This window comes from Exiguobacterium sp. KRL4 (assembly GCF_001870785.1).
In the GTDB taxonomy this organism is placed as follows: Bacteria; Bacillota; Bacilli; order Exiguobacteriales; family Exiguobacteriaceae; genus Exiguobacterium_A.
In genome coordinates, this window is the sequence record NZ_MOLV01000001.1 from 173,138 (window position 1) to 191,146 (window position 18,009).

Annotated in this window: 16 protein-coding genes and 2 tRNA genes; 16 read left to right on the plus strand and 2 right to left on the minus strand. The window is 44.7% G+C overall.

Annotated elements, in window-relative coordinates; genetic code table 11:
- Positions 1-77 precede the first annotated feature (77 nt).
- Together ispG and BLD48_RS00790 are read right to left on the minus strand one after the other, a co-directional pair.
- Entirely contained in the window at positions 78-1,187 is a 1,110-nt protein-coding gene (gene ispG / locus BLD48_RS00785; protein WP_026833607.1) for a flavodoxin-dependent (E)-4-hydroxy-3-methylbut-2-enyl-diphosphate synthase, read from the minus strand.
- Positions 1,188-1,380: 193 nt separating this feature from the next.
- On the minus strand, positions 1,381-1,734 hold the full coding sequence (locus tag BLD48_RS00790) for a hypothetical protein (RefSeq protein ID WP_236629895.1): 354 nt from the start codon (positions 1,732-1,734) through the stop codon (positions 1,381-1,383).
- 340 nt (positions 1,735-2,074) lie between these two features.
- Here BLD48_RS00790 and BLD48_RS00795 point away from each other — a divergent pair, with 340 nt between their 5' ends.
- From BLD48_RS00795 to BLD48_RS00870, 16 genes are all read left to right on the plus strand, one after another.
- On the plus strand, positions 2,075-3,715 hold the full coding sequence (locus BLD48_RS00795; protein WP_071498536.1) for a Na/Pi cotransporter family protein: 1,641 nt from the start codon (positions 2,075-2,077) through the stop codon (positions 3,713-3,715).
- Positions 3,716-3,834: 119 nt separating this feature from the next.
- A tRNA-Met gene (locus BLD48_RS00800) sits at positions 3,835-3,908 on the plus strand.
- A gap of 11 nt (positions 3,909-3,919) precedes the next feature.
- Positions 3,920-3,993: transfer RNA gene (locus BLD48_RS00805), tRNA-Ile, on the plus strand.
- Between the two features lie 130 nt (positions 3,994-4,123).
- Positions 4,124-5,584 (plus strand): alpha-amylase, encoded by a 1,461-nt coding sequence (locus tag BLD48_RS00810; protein WP_071498537.1) that lies wholly within the window; start codon positions 4,124-4,126, stop codon positions 5,582-5,584.
- Positions 5,585-5,677: 93 nt separating this feature from the next.
- Positions 5,678-6,286 (plus strand): superoxide dismutase, encoded by a 609-nt coding sequence (locus BLD48_RS00815; protein WP_071498538.1) that lies wholly within the window; start codon positions 5,678-5,680, stop codon positions 6,284-6,286.
- 141 nt (positions 6,287-6,427) lie between these two features.
- Positions 6,428-8,500, plus strand: coding sequence for a peptidoglycan D,D-transpeptidase FtsI family protein (locus BLD48_RS00820; RefSeq protein ID WP_071498539.1), 2,073 nt, complete (start codon positions 6,428-6,430; stop codon positions 8,498-8,500).
- Positions 8,501-8,723: 223 nt separating this feature from the next.
- A complete protein-coding gene (locus BLD48_RS00825; protein WP_071498540.1) occupies positions 8,724-9,668 on the plus strand; it encodes a PstS family phosphate ABC transporter substrate-binding protein in 945 nt (314 codons plus the stop codon).
- A gap of 95 nt (positions 9,669-9,763) precedes the next feature.
- Positions 9,764-10,702: a phosphate ABC transporter permease subunit PstC gene (gene pstC / locus BLD48_RS00830; RefSeq protein WP_071498541.1), complete on the plus strand. Its 939-nt coding sequence runs from the start codon at positions 9,764-9,766 to the stop codon at positions 10,700-10,702.
- A 1-nt stretch (position 10,703) separates the two neighbouring features.
- Complete coding sequence (gene pstA, locus BLD48_RS00835) at positions 10,704-11,612, plus strand: phosphate ABC transporter permease PstA (protein WP_014969843.1); 909 nt, start codon at positions 10,704-10,706, stop codon at positions 11,610-11,612.
- A 100-nt stretch (positions 11,613-11,712) separates the two neighbouring features.
- Positions 11,713-12,489, plus strand: a complete 777-nt coding sequence (gene pstB / locus BLD48_RS00840; RefSeq protein ID WP_051525195.1) for a phosphate ABC transporter ATP-binding protein PstB — start codon at positions 11,713-11,715, stop codon at positions 12,487-12,489.
- Between the two features lie 16 nt (positions 12,490-12,505).
- Positions 12,506-13,168, plus strand: a complete 663-nt coding sequence (gene phoU / locus BLD48_RS00845; RefSeq protein ID WP_014969845.1) for a phosphate signaling complex protein PhoU — start codon at positions 12,506-12,508, stop codon at positions 13,166-13,168.
- Between the two features lie 109 nt (positions 13,169-13,277).
- The gene (locus BLD48_RS00850) at positions 13,278-14,015 is read left to right on the plus strand and encodes a DUF4912 domain-containing protein (protein WP_071498542.1); all 738 of its coding nucleotides are present in this window, start codon (positions 13,278-13,280) and stop codon (positions 14,013-14,015) included.
- 39 nt (positions 14,016-14,054) lie between these two features.
- On the plus strand, positions 14,055-16,238 hold the full coding sequence (locus BLD48_RS00855; protein ID WP_071498543.1) for a glycoside hydrolase family 57 protein: 2,184 nt from the start codon (positions 14,055-14,057) through the stop codon (positions 16,236-16,238).
- A gap of 104 nt (positions 16,239-16,342) precedes the next feature.
- A complete protein-coding gene (rpmG, locus tag BLD48_RS00860; protein ID WP_012369771.1) occupies positions 16,343-16,492 on the plus strand; it encodes a 50S ribosomal protein L33 in 150 nt (49 codons plus the stop codon).
- Positions 16,493-16,554: 62 nt separating this feature from the next.
- Positions 16,555-17,103 (plus strand): 5-formyltetrahydrofolate cyclo-ligase, encoded by a 549-nt coding sequence (locus BLD48_RS00865; protein ID WP_071498544.1) that lies wholly within the window; start codon positions 16,555-16,557, stop codon positions 17,101-17,103.
- Positions 17,094-17,873 (plus strand): DUF92 domain-containing protein, encoded by a 780-nt coding sequence (locus BLD48_RS00870; RefSeq protein ID WP_071498545.1) that lies wholly within the window; start codon positions 17,094-17,096, stop codon positions 17,871-17,873. Before BLD48_RS00865 ends, BLD48_RS00870 begins: the two co-directional genes overlap by 10 nt.
- Positions 17,874-18,009 lie beyond the last annotated feature (136 nt).

An 18,009-nucleotide genomic window follows, 5' to 3' on the forward strand; every position in this document is an offset into this window, starting at 1 on the left:
TTTTCTGCCACTAGTATAACATAGTCGAAAAGCAGAAACGAAAAAAAGAGTCGCTCCATAGGGAGGACTCTTTTTGATTACGCTTGACTAGCTTTTGCGGCTTCTTTTTCCGCTTCTTTTTCAAGAACGATCGCATCGATTTCTTTTTTCAATTCTTCAACCATCGTTGCTTCCGGCACTTTACGGATGATTTCTCCATGACGGAACAGCAATCCTTCGTTACGCGCACCGGCGATACCGATGTCTGCTTCGCGTGCTTCACCAGGACCGTTGACGGCACAACCGAGAACAGCAACTTTGATGTTGACTTGAATTTTATCGATGTAGTCTTCGATTTCTGCTGCGATTGCCATCAAGTCGATTTCAATTCGTCCGCATGTCGGGCAAGAAATCAATGTTGCGGCATTTGCTGCGAGACCAAATGATTTCAAGACTTCTTTTGCGACTTTTACTTCTTCAACTGGATCGGCAGAAAGTGAGACACGAACTGTATTCCCGATACCGCGTGACAGAATCGCACCAAGACCAGCCGCCGATTTCAGTGAACCGGTACGTAGTGGACCAGACTCCGTGATTCCGACGTGAAGCGGATAGTCGAATGACTCAGAGGCTAACTGATATGCTTCGAGCGCCAGTTGTACGTCAGATGCTTTCAACGAAACGATGATATCGTGGAAATCGAGATCCTCAAGAATCTTAATGTGGTGCAAAGCACTTTCGACCATCCCGCGAGCTGTCGGATAACCGTATTTCTCAAGAATGTGTTTCTCGAGCGAACCGGCGTTGACACCAATCCGAATCGGAATGTTTTTCGCTTTTGCTGCCGTAACGACCGCTTCGACTTTCTCGCGGCGTCCGATATTACCCGGGTTGATCCGAATTTTATCGACACCCGCTTCGATGGCCATGAGAGCGAGTTTATAGTTGAAGTGAATGTCTACGACAAGCGGAATATTGATCCGGCTCTTGATTTCTGCAAGTGCTAACGCATCACGTTCTTCCGGACAAGCAACACGGACGATTTGGCATCCTGCTTCTTCAAGACGTAAAATTTCAGCGACAGTCGCTTCGACGTCGTGTGTTTTTGTTGTCGTCATACTTTGAATGATGACTTCATTACTTCCACCAATGACAAGGTCCCCAACACGAACGGGACGAGTCTTAGAGCGATGGACCATTTTCGGCATATCGAAAATCTCCTTTTGTGGCATAACGCCAGATTGTTTATGACTACTTGTACTATCATATCGAACTATTCCCTAAAAATCGAGAAACAAGAACGAAAATCGAACATTTACAATTGTTTAACACGAATAGATGAAAGTCAATCCGTCGCTGGACGGGCATTGAAACTCAAAAATTGCTCCAATGAGAAGGTTGTTAAGAGAAATTTCGAGCGGGCTTCTTATTTCGACGGGCCAGGAAAAGTGGAAGCAATGAATACAAGAGGTGTCCGGCTAATAGAATCGCGACACCGACCGAAGAGTATCCGAGTTGATAAACAAAGACGCCGATCGGGAACGTCCAAATGTTTGCTGCGACGGTATAAGGAAACACTTGTCGAAACGCCCAAGGTTTTGGCAAGATCCATTGAATGAACCAACGATTTAAGTAAGACACGAACAACAGATATAATAAAACGGCAATTGCAATAAAGATGAAATGGAGAATGAACCAGATGATAAACGGGATCGATTGTTCGAGAAACAGGCTGTCGATTACCGTCGTCCACAAGGAAATCCAAGTCAATCCACAAAAATAAAGGGAAACATCTGCCAAGCGAGTCTTTAAAAAAGGGCGATTTGGAATTAGGGTGGTTTGTAAGTAATTAAGTAGTTGACTTAAAAAATGCAATTAAATCACTCTTTCTTCTGTTTTATAACAAGATTTGATTTGATGAAAAACCTTTTATTTAAAGGGTTAATCTGTATCGGTACAGATTAATAAAACCTTAACAATCGAATGTCTGAAAAACTATTTACAAGTTCACTAGACCTTTACATAATAGTGGAGGTTGAAATAATGAATTCTTAACAACAAATCAATTCCACTTTGTATATGAGGAGATGACAAGATGAACTATGATTTACAGGAAATGATTTTCACCTTTATCGGTGGACTGGGTATTTTCCTATTCGGTATTAAGTATATGGGAGATGGTCTTCAAAAAACAGCGGGAGACCGTTTACGGTACATTTTAGATAAGTATACCTCCAACCCGTTTCTCGGGATTTTGGCTGGTATTGTCGTCACGGTCTTGATCCAGTCGTCATCCGGAACAACCGTCATTGTCGTCGGTTTAGTGAGTGCCGGATTGATGAATTTACGTCAAGCAATCGGTGTCGTCATGGGGGCGAACATTGGAACGACAATCACTGCTTTTATCATCGGCTTTAATGTGAAGGAAGCGGCACTCCCGGCGATTGCAATCGGAGCATTCTTGATTTTCTTCTTCAATAAAGAAAGGATTCAATACATTGGTCAAATCTTCTTTGGATTTGGAGCTCTCTTTTATGGATTGACATTAATGGGTGACGGAATGGCACCTCTTGAATCGAGTGAGTGGTTCCGTGACCTGACAGTCTCGATGTCAGATAGTCCTTTACTCGGTGTTTTTGTTGGGACGGTCTTTACGATGCTCGTCCAATCCTCATCTGCGACGATCGGAATTTTGCAAGAGTTATATGATGGAGGGATGATTGATATCAAGGCCGCTTTGCCCGTCTTGTTCGGTGACAATATCGGTACGACGATTACGGCTGTTCTTGCAGCACTCGGAGCATCGATTGCAGCGAAACGGACGGCAGCGGCGCACGTCATCTTCAACATCGTCGGAACAATCCTCTTCTTGATTGCCTTGCCTGTATTCTCGAGTTTCATCACCTGGATCACAGGTGCGCTTGAACTTGAACCGAAAATGCAAATCGCATTTGCACACGGGACGTTTAACGTCGTCAACACATTGATTCAATGTTGGTTCATCGCGCAAATCGCGTGGCTCGTCCAAAAAGTCGTTCCGGGAACGGATACGACGGTTGACTCAAAACCACGTCACTTGGATCAAAACATCCTCAATCAATCATCGTCACTTGCATTGAATCAAGCGAAACTCGAAGTGTTACGGATGGGTGAGTTCTCGAAAGAAGCGCTTGGTAAAGCGCACCGTTATACACAGTCGCATGATAAAAAAGATGTGTCTGAAGCGGATCAAATCGAATATGCCATCAACCATCTGAATACAGAAGTGACGAGCTATCTCGTCAAAGTCGCAGCGCACGACTTGTCGGAACGGGAATCAAATGACCATTCACTCTTGATGCATGCCGTCAATGACTTTGAACGGATCGGTGATCACGTCGAAAACGTCATCGAACTCGTTGATTTCCAAATCGTCAACCGGATTGTCTTTACGAGTCAAGCGAAAAAAGAGCTAGACGAGATGTACGTCTTGACTCAGAAAATCGTTGGGACAGCCATTAAAGCCGTTGAAACGGACGATGTTTCGTTAGCACGTCAAGTGCTTGAGTTAGAAGGGAAACTTGATTCCTTTGAGCGTTCATTCCGCAAACACCATGTTTTGCGTGTTAATGCAGGGGAGTGTACCGGTCAAGCTGGAATGATTTTCGTTGATTTATTATCGAACCTAGAGCGGATCGGGGATCATGCTGTCAACATTACAGATCTCGTACTCGAACAACGTTCAGGAACAGCGTGAATAGACAAATGAGACAAGGGGGATTTCCGAAAAGAAATTCCTCTTTGTTTTTGTGAGATAATTTATTGACATTCAAGTTCAATTCCAGTAATCTGATATTAGTTGTTTTAATTGATCATGGCGGTGTAGCTCAGCTGGCTAGAGCGTACGGTTCATACCCGTGAGGTCGTGGGTTCGACTCCCTCCGCCGCTACTATTACTTAAGGACCCTTAGCTCAGCTGGTTAGAGCTGACGGCTCATAACCGTCCGGTCGCAGGTTCGAGTCCTGCAGGGTCCATTTTAGAAACGCACACTCTTTTTTTGGAGTGTGCGTTTATTTTTGCTTCCTTGGGGAATATTAAAGATATTGTAATAATGTTAATACAATACTATTCATACTATGGCAATTTAAGGGAGAGCGAAGAGAGATGGAACGTAACCATACAATGATGCAGTTTTTTGAGTGGCATGTAGAAAATGATGGAAAGCATTGGCAACGCTTAAAAGAGAGAGCGCCGGAACTGCGTGCTGCAGGCATCACATCTGTTTGGATTCCACCCGCTTCAAAGGGACAATCAGATGAAGATACAGGGTATGGCATTTACGATGTCTATGATTTAGGGGAGTTTGACCAAAAAGGAACGGTCCGGACGAAATACGGGACAAAAGATGAATTGATTGAAGCGATTCAAGTTGCCCATGAAAATGACATTGCCGTCTATGCTGACGTCGTCATGAACCATAAAGCGGCAGCGGATGAATTAGAAACGATTAAAGTCGTGGAAGTACACCCGGAAGACCGTTCGCAAGAAATTTCAGAAGAATTTGAAATCGATGCGTGGACGAAGTTTACGTTCCCGGGTCGAAATGGTAAATACTCTGATTTCATTTGGTCACATGAGTTTTTCAATGGAACGGATTTTGATGCGCGTGAAGAAAAAACGGGTGTCTTTAAAATTTCCGGTAAAAATAAAGACTGGAACGACCAGGTGGATGATGAGTTCGGTAACTACGATTACTTGATGTTTGCAAACATTGATTACAACCACCCGGAAGTCCGTCAAGAGATGATCAATTGGGGAAATTGGTTCAAAGAAACAATCAATTGCCAAGGATTCCGATTGGATGCAATCAAACACATCAACTATGAGTTCGTTAATGAATTCGCAAAATCGATGATTGGAGATAATCCAGAAGGGTTTTATATGGTCGGTGAGTTCTGGAAATCGGATTTAGATGATTGCCGTCAATTTTTAGACAGTGTGGATTATACGATCGATCTGTTTGATGTGCCGCTTCATTATAAATTTCATGAAGCGTCGCAACAGGGACAAGAATTTGATTTAACGACATTATTTGCAGATACGCTCGTCGAATCGCACCCGACGAACGCGGTGACATTTGTCGATAACCATGACTCGCAACCAGGTGAATCGCTTGAATCGTGGATTGACGATTGGTTCAAACAACATGCCTATGCATCGGTACTCCTTCGTAAAGATGGTTACCCATGTGTTTTCTACGGTGACTACTATGGTGTCCAAGGACCTCACCCGGTCGAAGGTAAAAAAGAGATGATCAATGCCTTGCTGTACGCTCGTTACCATAAAGCATATGGCGAACAAGAAGATTATCTCGACGATCCACATTGTGTCGGTTGGGTCCGTCGTGGTGTCGAAGAATTCCCGAACTCAGGCTGTGCGGTTTTACTGTCGAACGCGGATATGTGTGAAAAACGGATGTTCGTTGGTGAATTACGTGCCGGAGAGCACTGGTTCGATTATACGAATCACCAGGAAGAACCGGTCGTCATCGATGAAGAAGGATTTGGTGTATTCCCGGTTCCGGGCGGCGGCGTCTCTGTATTCGCTCCACGCGACGAACAGTAATTTCTAAGGGTCATTGCTTGCGCCTGACCAACTATTTTTGCTAGTCTTAAAGAGTACTGAAATTCCGAAAATAGGATAAAGGGGGACATGAAAATGTCAAAATTTGAATTACCAGAACTCGGCTACGCTTATGATGCGCTGGAGCCACATATCGATGCTCGTACGATGGAGATTCACCACTCTAAACACCACAACACGTATGTCACGAACGTCAACGCGGCACTTGAAGGGTCAGAGCACGAAGGGAAATCACTTGAAGAGTTGCTTCAAAACCTTGATTCGCTTCCTGCTAACATTCAAACAGCTGTCCGTAACAACGGTGGTGGACATTGGAATCACTCATTTTTCTGGAAACTCTTGAAAAAGAACGACGGAGCGGCTCCGACTGGCGAACTTGCTTCAGCAATCGACGAGTCATTTGGTTCATTCGATGCGTTTAAAGATGCATTCGCAAAAGCAGCAACAACACGTTTTGGTTCAGGTTGGGCGTGGCTCATCGTGGACGGTGGTAAATTAGCTGTCGTTTCAACACCAAACCAAGATACACCAGTCATGGAAGGCAAAACGCCGATTCTTGGACTTGATGTTTGGGAGCATGCTTATTACTTGAACTATCAAAACCGTCGTCCGGATTACATCAATGCGTTCTTTAACGTTGTTGACTGGGATCACGTTGCGAAGCTTTACACTGACGCAAAATAAACGGTATATAGGAGCACCGATTTTCCGTAAGGGAAACCGGTGCTCTTTTTTAATGCGGAAAATGATGGGATAGGTTGTTATGGAAAGTTTCCTTCTATATAATGAAACAAGATGACTTTTTGAACGATAGGGGAGTACGCCATGGCGAAACGAATCACGGTAAGAGGGAAACGGCGGAACCACCTGCCGCTTCGCTTGAACTTAATGTTTTTTGTAGTGTTTTTATTGTTTGCGATTTTAATTTTTAGATTAGGTGTCGTTCAGATTGTGAACGGTGAAAAAATTTCACGGGAAGTCCAAAAAACGGAGATGATTGCTTCGAAATACGAAGTACCGCGCGGAAAGATTTATGACCGCGATGGACGATTATTAGTCGATACGATTTCGAAGTATTCGATCGTCTACCGCCGTTCTCAAAATACAAAGGTCGACGAACGGATTGAGATTGCGTCACGTCTTGCAGCCATCATCAAGTTGCCAAAAGACGATTGGAAAGTAACAGAGCGGGATATGAAGGATTACTGGATTGCTGTCAATGGTGACGAGTCAGACCGGCGTTATGAACAAGCGGTTAAAGAAAAGTATCCGGATGCTGAAAAACGTGATAAATTATCGATTTCGGAACAAGATCAACTTCGTCTCGATACGATTACAGAAAAAGATATCGATTTTGATGATCAGACGATGGAAATCATCGCGATCAAGCACAACATGGAAGTCGGTTATGCCCTTGATCCGCAACTTGTTAAATTGGGAGCGGACGCAAAAGAAATGGCAATCATCGATGAAAACCTTGAAGCGTTAAAAGGGGTTTCGGTCGAGCCGTTTTATGAACGGTCGTACCCCTATGAAGGTACGTTACGTAATATCTTCGGGAAGTATTCGAAAATTCCAGCAGAACAACAAGCGGAGTTTAAGGCAAAAGGTTACAGCTTAAATGACCGTGTCGGAACCTCATTCTTGGAACAACAATATGAAGATTTATTACGTGGGAAACCGGCGTATGATGTGTATGAAACGTTTAATGGTGAACCGGTTGGTGAACCAAACCGTGAAGAAGGCGAGTCAGGAAAAGATCTCGTCTTGACGGTTGATGCGGAATACAATAAACAAGTTGACCAAATCTTGCAGCAAGCGATCAAAATGGGTCGCGGCATGGGCAGTGGCTATCTGAAAGAAGGATATGCCGTCGTCATGAATCCGCAGACCGGTGAAATCCTTGCCATGTCCGGACAAAAACTCGACACGTCAACGAACAAATTTAGTGATGTTGCCATCAATAACGTCTTGACGTCCCTCCAAATTGGTTCGACGATCAAGGGAGCGACGGTTGCGATGGGACTTGAGGAAGGTGTCATTCGTCAAAATGAAGTCATCAACGATGCTCCGATTACGATCGGTGGTACCAAAAAAGGGTCGTATGTCAACATGGGACCGATTACGGATCTGACGGCACTTGAACGTTCATCCAACGTCTACATGTTTAACATCGCGATGCGGATGGCAAATTATCCGAGTAATGGTGTGGCTGGTGCGAGTGTTGATGCAGCAGCAGCGATTATGCAGAACTATTACAGCCAATTTGGTTTAGGTGTCACGACGGGAATTGATTTACCCTATGAAGCCAAAGGGGTACAAGGAACACCAGATCGTGTCACACTCTTGATGGACCGAGTGATTGGTCAATATGATGCCTTTACACCGTTACAGGTGGCACAGTACATCTCGACACTCGCCAATGGGGGGTATCGCGTGCAGCCTCACTTCTTAAAAGAAGTGTTGGCTTCGAATTCAATCGAAGATGGAACAAAACAAGTCGAGTACAGCTTCAAAACAAATTACCTGAACCGAATCGAAGTCAGTCAAGCGAACATCGATCATGTTCGTGAAGGATTACACCGAGTCGTCAAAGGAGAACGTGGTACGTCTAAAATCATTGCTCAGACGGGGATTGATGCGGCAGCGAAAACCGGAACGGCACAGGTCAGTGTGTATGGTGAAGACGGCATCGCACTTCGAGATGGCAGTGGTCAACCGGTTCGCTCATTAAACTCGAACCTGGTCGGTTGGGCACCGTATGATAATCCAGAGATGGCGTGGGCCGTGTTCCTTCCATATATGGAGCAGGAAACAGTCAACTCGAAGATTGGGCATGATTTAGTCAAAGCCTACTTTAACGTCAAGGACGTTCCATGGCAGACTAAGCCAAATTAACTAGTCAAACGAAGGTGAGAAAACTCATCTTCGTTTTTTTGTATGGATTGACCTGTTTTTCTAATGAAGTTCAGATTGTAAACGCAGAAATACACGCCTTTACAATTCTTTTACGTTGGATTCATTTTGGTTTAATAGTTCATCCGTAGTATAAGTCTTGTAAGGAAAACGGATATAAAGTCGTAGCGTTACCAGCGACATACTTCGAGGAGGAAAATTAATCATGTCTTGGATGAAAAAAACAGCTCTTATCACAACGGTAGCGTCAATCGCAGTAGTCGGTGCGGCATGCGGAAATGAAACAGATGGCTCTTCAAGTTCTTCTGATCTTTCAGGAAAGATCGCAGTAGATGGATCTTCAACAGTCTTCCCAATCATGGAAGCAGTCGGTGAAGAGTACTCAATCGAACAACCAGACGTCGATGTAACAGTCGGAGTATCCGGAACAGGTGGCGGATTCAAACGTTTCGTCGTCGGTGAAACGGATCTTTCAAACGCGTCACGTGAAATCAAAGATGAAGAAGCAGCAGAAGCTGAAAAAAATAACATTGAATATACACGCCTATCCCTAGCGCTTGACGGTTTGACAGTCGCTGTCAGCAAACAAAATACATGGGTCAAGGAATTGACACTCGATCAACTGAACAAGATGTGGCTCGATCCAAACATCAAGACGTGGAAAGATGTTGATCCATCATACCCGGCAGAACCAATCAAATTCTTCAGCCCTGGTAAAGATTCAGGAACATTTGATTACTTCGATGAAGAAGTCTTAGATGAAAAAGATATGCGTAAAGATGTTCAGCTCTCAGAAGACGATAACGTTCTTGTCAAAGGGGTTGAAGGAACAAAAGGAGCAATCGGTTACTTCGGTTATGCCTACTACGCGGAAAACAAAGACAAGTTAAAAGAAGTTCCACTCTCAGCTGAAGGAAAAGATGCGGTTGATCCGACACCAGAAACAATCAATGACCTGTCTTACCCGCTTTCACGTGAGATTTACACGTACGTCAACAACAAGTCATTAAAAGATAAAAAACAAGTTGCCGATTTCGTTCAATTCACGAATGAAAACGCAGGAGACTTGGCAGAAGAAGTTGGTTACGTCAAGATGAAACAAGATCGTTATGATGAAAACGCAAAAGCTATCGAAGACGCAATGAAATAACCATCACCAAACGAGGACGGCCCAAAAAAAGGGGAAATTCCCTTTTTTCGGGTCCCGTTCTTATGTAGGCATGATGAAGTAGGGAGCGAAGAAGGATGAATTCATCAAACAAATCGGTTCGCGAGCTGATTCAACAGAACCGACAACAAAAATTTAGCATGAAGAACATTATGGAACGTTTCATGCCGATCGTACTGTTCCTATGTGCGTTCGTTTCAGTCGTTACGACCATCGGCATCATTCTCACGTTAGTTCTTGAAACGCGTCACTTCTTTGAAGTGGTGTCGATCAAAGAATTTTTCGGCAGTACGAGCTGGTATCCGTTGAACTCGAAACCTGAGTACGGGATTTGGCCGCTTGTCGTCGGAACGCTTGAAATTACCGTGATTGCGATGCTAGTTGCCGTGCCGATTGGACTTACTTCGGCGATTTATTTGAGTGAGTACGCATCAGAACGTGCGCGCCGTGTCCTCAAACCAATTCTTGAAGTCTTAGCCGGTGTTCCGACAATCGTCTTCGGATTTTTCGCATTGACGTTTGTTACACCGCTACTCGTTAAATTAATTCCAGGTCTTGCGATCTATAATGCCTTAAGCCCAGGGATCGTCGTTGGTATCATGATCATCCCGATGATTGCTTCGATTTCAGAGGATGCGATGAGTTCAGTCCCGAAAAAGATCCGAGATGGTGCGTTAGCACTTGGTTCGACGCGTCTAGAAGTTGCTTTAAAAGTCGTTGTTCCGGCAGCACTTTCAGGAATCATCGCTTCAATCGTTCTCGGTATGTCACGAGCAATCGGAGAAACGATGATCGTGACGATTGCCGGAGGATCAAATCCGACCGCCCTCGTCAACCCGTTAGAGCCTGTACAAACGATGACAGCTTATATCGTCCAAGTTGCACTGGGTGATGCTGGATTCGGTACGATTGAATACTATAGTATCTACGCTGTCGGTACGTTGTTGTTCGTCTTTACTCTTTTGATGAACTTACTCGCGAACTGGATCACGCGTCGTTTCAGAGAGGAGTATTAAGATGGCCTTACCAGAAAAACAACCCGTACAAAAAAAGTTTATTGATCCTGTTGCTGTTAAAAAATCGATCAGCCAACGTTTGGTTGTCAATAATATCACTAAAATCATCTTCTTGATTGGATTGTTATTTGGTTTAGTGGTCCTTGGTATTCTTCTGTTTGGTGTCGTCCGTGACGGAGCAGCCTGGTTGTCACTCGACTTCCTTCAAAATGCACCATCCCGCCGACCGGACCGAGCAGGGATTTATCCTGCGCTCATGGGTTCGATCTTCTTAATGCTGTTGATCATTCCGATGATTTTCATTCTCGGAGTAGGCGCGGCAATCTATCTAGAAGAGTATGCGAAAAAAGGACGGATGACGTCGTTCATCGAAGTCAACATTTCAAACTTAGCGGGTGTTCCTTCGATTGTCTTCGGACTCCTTGGATTAACCTTTTTCGTCCGGAACATGGGCTTTGGATCAACCTTGATTGCTGGAGCATTGACACTTGCCTTGATGAGCTTACCGGTCGTCATCGTCTCTTCCCAAGAAGCGATTCGTGCGGTTCCACAAGCGATGCGTCATGCGTCACTTGCTCTTGGTGCTTCGAAGTGGCAAACGACGTTTAAAGTCGTTTTACCGGCTTCGCTGCCAGGTGTCATCACGGGGATCATCCTCGCTGTATCACGTGCAATCGGAGAGACGGCGCCACTTATCATGGTTGGTGCAGCTATCTTCATCGCCCGCGCACCAGAAGGGATTTTCTCAGAGTTTACAGCGTTACCGATTCAAATCTACAACTGGACAAGCCGTCCGCAGGCTGACTTCCAAGGTCTTGCTGCTGCCGGAATCATCGTCTTGATGGTTATTCTGTTGACGATGAATTCGCTTGCGATTTGGATCCGGAACCGTTTCTCAAAACGATACTAATCGAACAAGTAAAATAAACAACGTTCTGAACCACTAAGGAGGAACACAGATGATGGATACGAAGCTGACGACGAAACCAGCCAAAGAAGGGGCAAAAACGATGAATCAACCAGTAGCTGCGCGACAAAGTGTATACCGTGTAAACGATTTGAACCTATGGTACGGGGACGATCACGCCTTAAAAGATGTCAATCTCGATATCAAACAAAATGAAGTCACGGCAATCATCGGACCGTCAGGATGCGGGAAATCGACGTTCATCAAAACGTTGAACCGGATGGTTGAACTTGTACCAATCGTTCGGACGAACGGGGTAATCGAATACCATGGTCGGAATATCTTTGATAAAGATTATGAAGTCGAAGAATTACGGACATCGGTCGGGATGGTATTCCAACAACCGAACCCGTTCCCAAAATCGATTTATGATAACATCGCCTACGGACCACGTGTCCACGGCGTCAAGAACAAAAAGATCTTGGATGAAATCGTTGAACGTAGTCTACGCGGTGCAGCCATTTGGGAAGAAGTCAAAGATCGTTTGAATGAGAACGCGTATGGCTTATCCGGTGGACAGCAACAACGTCTCTGCATCGCCCGTTGTTTAGCCATCGAACCGGACGTCATCTTGATGGACGAACCGACATCAGCACTGGATCCGATTTCAACGTTAAAAGTCGAAGAACTCGTTCAGGAACTCAAAAAAGATTATTCGATCATCATCGTTACGCATAACATGCAACAGGCAGCACGTGTATCGGATAAAACAGCCTTTTTCTTGAACGGTGAAGTCGTTGAATTCGATCAAACAGATCGAATCTTCTCGAATCCGAGTGATAAACGGACAGAAGACTATATCTCAGGACGATTCGGATAACGAGGAGGAACTTTCAATGGCAGCGAACCGGACGATTTTTGGAGAAAACCTGGCAGTACTCGATCAAAAAGTATTTTTGTTAGCCCGTAAGACGATGCAACAGATTGCGACGACGGCGGAAGCATTAGAAAAATACGACCGCGACATCGCACTCAAAGTCATCGAAAATGACAATGAGCTCGATGCCCTCGAACTTGAAATCAATGATGATGCGATTTTACTGATTGCGAAACAACAACCCGTTGCGACCGATTTAAGACGGCTGATTACAGCGATCAAGATTGCGACCGATTTAGAACGGATTGCCGATTATGCTGGCAATATCTCAAAAGCGGTCTTGCGTGTCGAAACATTCCCGTACGTGATCGATATTTCATTATTAAAAGAAGCGTTCGAAACGTTACTTGATATGACGGAGACGGCAATCGTCGCCTATCGAGATGGCGATATCGAAAAAGCAAAAGCTCTATCGGAACTCGATAACATCATCGATGAGACGACGTATAAAGCATTGCGTCAATACATGCGTCACATGTCGTTACAACCAATCGTCGTCGATGAAATCATGCAGTTTACGAATATTTGCCGATACATCGAACGGATGGGTGATCATTTGACGAACGTCGGTGAACATCTCATTTATCTGGAAAAAGGAAAACACTATGATTTAAACAACTAATTGCAGTAGGCTAGAGGGAGATCCTCTGCCTACTTTTTTTTTGAAAAGGATTTTGAAACAAGTTTGTAGAATAAGAAAGAAGTGAATAAAGAGAAAGAGGTGATAGGTAATGCTTGAAAAAATTATAAAATTAAAAGAACAGGGACTTACGATTAAACAAATCGCGGAACAAGTAGAATCGACGGAAGGTAAAGTCAAATATGCGTGGAGCAAATACCGGAAGTCGTTAACAGAAAACAAAACAGCACCAACGGAAACTGCTACGGCTACTAAACCAAAAAAGAAGAAGGCAGGGGTAACCGTGAGCACTCCGAAACAACATGAAATCGTGCCTGCACTGACAGCAATTCCTTCATTGGAACGAGATGCTTTTGGGATGGCGACACATTATGAAGATGATATCATGCACGCGATCGTTCAATCGCCGACAGCGGTCTATGTTTACTGGGAGCTATCTGAATTATCACGAAAAATGCTTGAGACACACTATCATGCTTCTTTTGATTCGTTCCGCAAAGAGATGCGCATCATTGATGTGACGTTACGGAATTATGAAAAAGGTGAAGCGAACCGTGCCTATCAATTCGAATTACCAGAAATGACGAATACATGGTTTGTCCGTCCGTTGATGCCGAACACTACATACATCATCGAATGGGGCATTCAGACGATCGATGGAGATTTCTTACCGGTCTTACGTTCGAAACCGGTTGAGACACCGCGTGATGAACCTGTCACAGAGGGACGTTTTGCAGAAGTCGTCGCACGTTGGCAGTCTGGTGAAGTAGAACAACCAGAGTGGGTGGAAGTCTTACGTCCATACTCTTACTTTGATCGAGTCCGTTAAGTAAAACAGATAGAAAGCACAAGGAGAGGAAGAACAGACATGCGCAAAGGTTATTTTTCATTAGTTCTACACGCCCATTTACCATACATCCGACATCAGGAAGCCCATCGGCTCGAAGAACGCTGGATGTATGAAGCGATTTCAGAAACGTACATTCCATTGTTATGGGAAATTAATCGATTGGAACGTCCACTCGGCTGGACGATCAGTATCTCGCCACCTGTCATCGAGATGTTGGCGGATTCATTGATTCAAAGTCGTTACGTCGAACACCTAGAAGATACGTTACGTTTAATCGAGCAGGAGCTCCAACGTGATTTAATGAAAGAAGAGCGTGATGCACTTTTATTCTATAGAGAACGGTATCATGATTTAAAAGTGACATTTGAACATTGGGGACGCGATTTGAATGGTGCGTTCCGCCACTATAAAGAACAAGGTTATCTGGAATTGATGACGTGTACCGCAACACACGGATTCAGTCCACACATGTTGTCGGAACAAGCAGCTCGGTCTGAGATCCAAACCGGACTAAACTGTTTCGAACGCCACTACGGCTATCGTCCGACAGGTCTTTGGATGCCGGAATGTGCCTATACACCAGGACTTGATAAAATCATGTACGAAGAAGGGATCCGGTATACGTTTGTCGATGAACACTCGATTCTCAATGCAGATCCTTCTCCAAAACACGGAATCGGGGCACCAGTCTATTCACCACACGGTGTCGCTTTATTCCCGCGCGATCAAATCATCTCAGGTCGCATCTGGAGTTCTGTCATCGGTTATCCTGGGCATCCGGATTACCGTGAATTTTACCGCGATCTCGCGTACGACCGGGAATGGGATCAAATCGCTGAATTCATGCATCCGGAAGGACTTCGGTATGATACCGGCTTAAAACTTCACCGGGTGACGGGAGAGTCGGATCAAAAAGAATATTATGTCCGTGACTGGGCCTGGAAACGAACAGATGTCCATGCGACTGATTTTGCAGAAGCACTTGCGAATCATTTGGATGAGCAGAGTGGACAAGATTTCCCACCCTTTATCGTCACAGCACCGTTTGATGCGGAATTGTTCGGACATTGGTGGTTTGAAGGTCCTGACTTCCTCGGTAAAACGATGGAACGGTTCGAAGACTATGGGATTGAATCGATTTCTCCAACAACCTTCCTCGAACGCCATTTCCAAGATATCGAGACGGTTCATGTCGCGATGGGAACATGGGGACGAAAAGGATATGCAGACGTCTGGATCAACGAACGAAATGATTGGATGATTCGTCATTTACATCAACTTGAAAAACGATTAGCGGGAGTTGTCGCACGTAATCGTCATCAAGATGAGTTGACCGTCAAAGCGAAACGTCAATTGATTCGCGAATATCTTCTTGCCGTCTCAAGTGACTGGCCATTTATTTTAGATGGACAGACAACTGCTCAATACGCAGCCAATCGGTTCCGTGAACACATCAAGCGGTTTGAAGAAACAGAACGCCGTCTAGATGCGAATGAATTGACGATAGAGTGGCTGGAAGCGCGTTATGCAGACTACCCGTTCCTCGCAGATACGGATATCGACCCAGATGTCTTCTTGACACCACATGACTATTACGTCGCTGTAAAACGGGACGCGTCTTGGAACACGAATGCGGTTCTGCTTTTGACGACTCAGTATGATGATCCGAATCGTCCGATTGCTGAATTTGCGAAACGATTAGCGGCTGCAGGTGAAAACGTTTATGTCATCACGTCAGGCTCCTTGGATTACCAGCTTCAAGATGGTGTCCATGTCTACCACGTCGAAGTCAACGGATTGCCACTCATTCAGACGTATAATCAATTGGCAGGCTTGAACCTCGCTGTCTTACGACAGGCACAAGCGCTCAATAAGATCGTAGAGTTCCGTCTTGTCCATAATTTTAATATGGAGACAGCTTCCGCTGCGCAATCATTCGCTGAAATGAATGGTTTACCTCTTGTCAGCAACGTGTATGATTTAGAGAGTGAACGTTCGCAAGCTAGAACAGGTGGTTTGGTCGTTGCCATCAAACGCCTCGAAGGAGAAGCGTTACGTCATTCAGAAGTCATTTATCTGGAGCGGGAAGAAGCACGAAACGGGATTGAACATGATTATCATGTAGCAAAAGAACTCCGTAATTTCCAGGTGGACCTTGAAAATCCATACCAGCATGTAACGATTCCGAAAAAGAACGGATGAACAGTTGCAATTCACTTCCTTTCTTGGTACGATACTTGAGTATGCTTAACCTTATGTAAAGCAAAAACACTTGATACATTGAGAGCTAGATAGGAGGGAATCCCATGCGCGTTAAAATTACTTTGGCTTGCACTGAAACTGGTGATCGTACTTATATCACTAAGAAGAACAAGCGTAACAACCCAGAGCGTCTTGAGTTGAAGAAATACAACCCACGTCTCCGTAAGCACACACTTCACCGTGAAGTAAAATAATTGAGATGGAAGCCATCACCTTGTGTGATGGCTTTTTTGTTGAATGAGGGGGAGCAGAACAGATGGATAAACAGGAGTTACGCCAATTCATTGCCCGTCAACTGGATACATTAGAGAATCGTAGACACCGGGAACAACAGATTTATGACCAACTGTTTACGTTGCCGGAATGGCATGCCGCGCAATCGGTGGCAATCACATTATCTTTTCGAAATGAGTGTGCGACAGAGGCAATCATCTTAAAAGCATGGGAGCTCGGAAAACACGTTGTCATTCCGAAAGTCGTCGAACGACAAATGCGATTTTTTGACTACACGCCAACTAGTCGTTTAGTCAAAAATAAGATGGGCATCCGTGAACCGGATGAAACGGCTGTCGAACGGACGCTGGATACGATAGATCTCTGTATCGTCCCGGGACGCGTCTTCATGCGAAATGGATTTCGGATCGGATGGGGCGGTGGATTTTATGACCGGGCCTTAGCGAGTTATCCAGGAAATACCCTATCGGTTGCATTTGAGAAACAATTTGTTTCGATGTTTGATATCGAACGATTTGATCAACCGGTCGATCAAATCATTACGGAATCTGAGGTCATCCGATGCCGTTGATCTATGGAATCCTATTTTGTTTGATACTCGGTTATCTCGGTTACCGGCTGCATTTATTGACGATCACCGGTGCCATCTGGACAATTGTTGTCGGTACGCTCGTCATTTACGGATTGGGCTATAGTGGGTTAATCGTATTGATGCTGTTTTTTGGAAGTTCTAGCCTCTTATCAAAACTTGGAAAACGAAGAAAACGTTCCGTCAATCAGATTGTCGAAAAAGATGGAGCACGCGATGGGTGGCAAGTATTAGCAAATGGTGGGGTGGCTTCACTTGCTGCCGTCGGGATTATTGTTACCGATCATGCTAGTTTTTTATTGTTGTTCCTGATTGTATTAGCAGCTTCGAACGCGGATACGTGGGCGTCTGAGATCGGACCATTGTCCCAAAAAGAGCCGTTTTTACTCAGTGGACGGCGTGTCCCTGCTGGAACAAGTGGCGCGATTTCAATGCTTGGAACGTCAGCGACTGTGATTGGGTCCTTGTTCATCGCGACGGCGGGCGACGTATTGTTTGATTTGACGACGGCAGAATGGTTATTGGTGACAGTTGCTGGTGTCTTAGGCAGTCTTTTCGATACGCTTTTTGGTGGGACGATCCAGCGGAAGTTCCGGTGCGCAGTTTGCGGTAAAGAAACTGAAAAGCGGATCCATCATGAAAAGCCGACGTTGTATGTCACGGGATGGAAGTGGCTTGGGAACGACGGCGTGAATTTTTTATCAAGCGCACTCGCTGGAGTGATTGGTTTTATTGTCTACCGAATGTGGTAAGTGGAAGTTGTAGATGCAATTTTTCCTTATGTTAGGATATTATTGACACAAATTAGACAAGATGTGACCGTTTTCACAACAAACAAATCTTTGTGAAAGATGTTACAATATAATTGTGAGATAGTTAACAAACTTT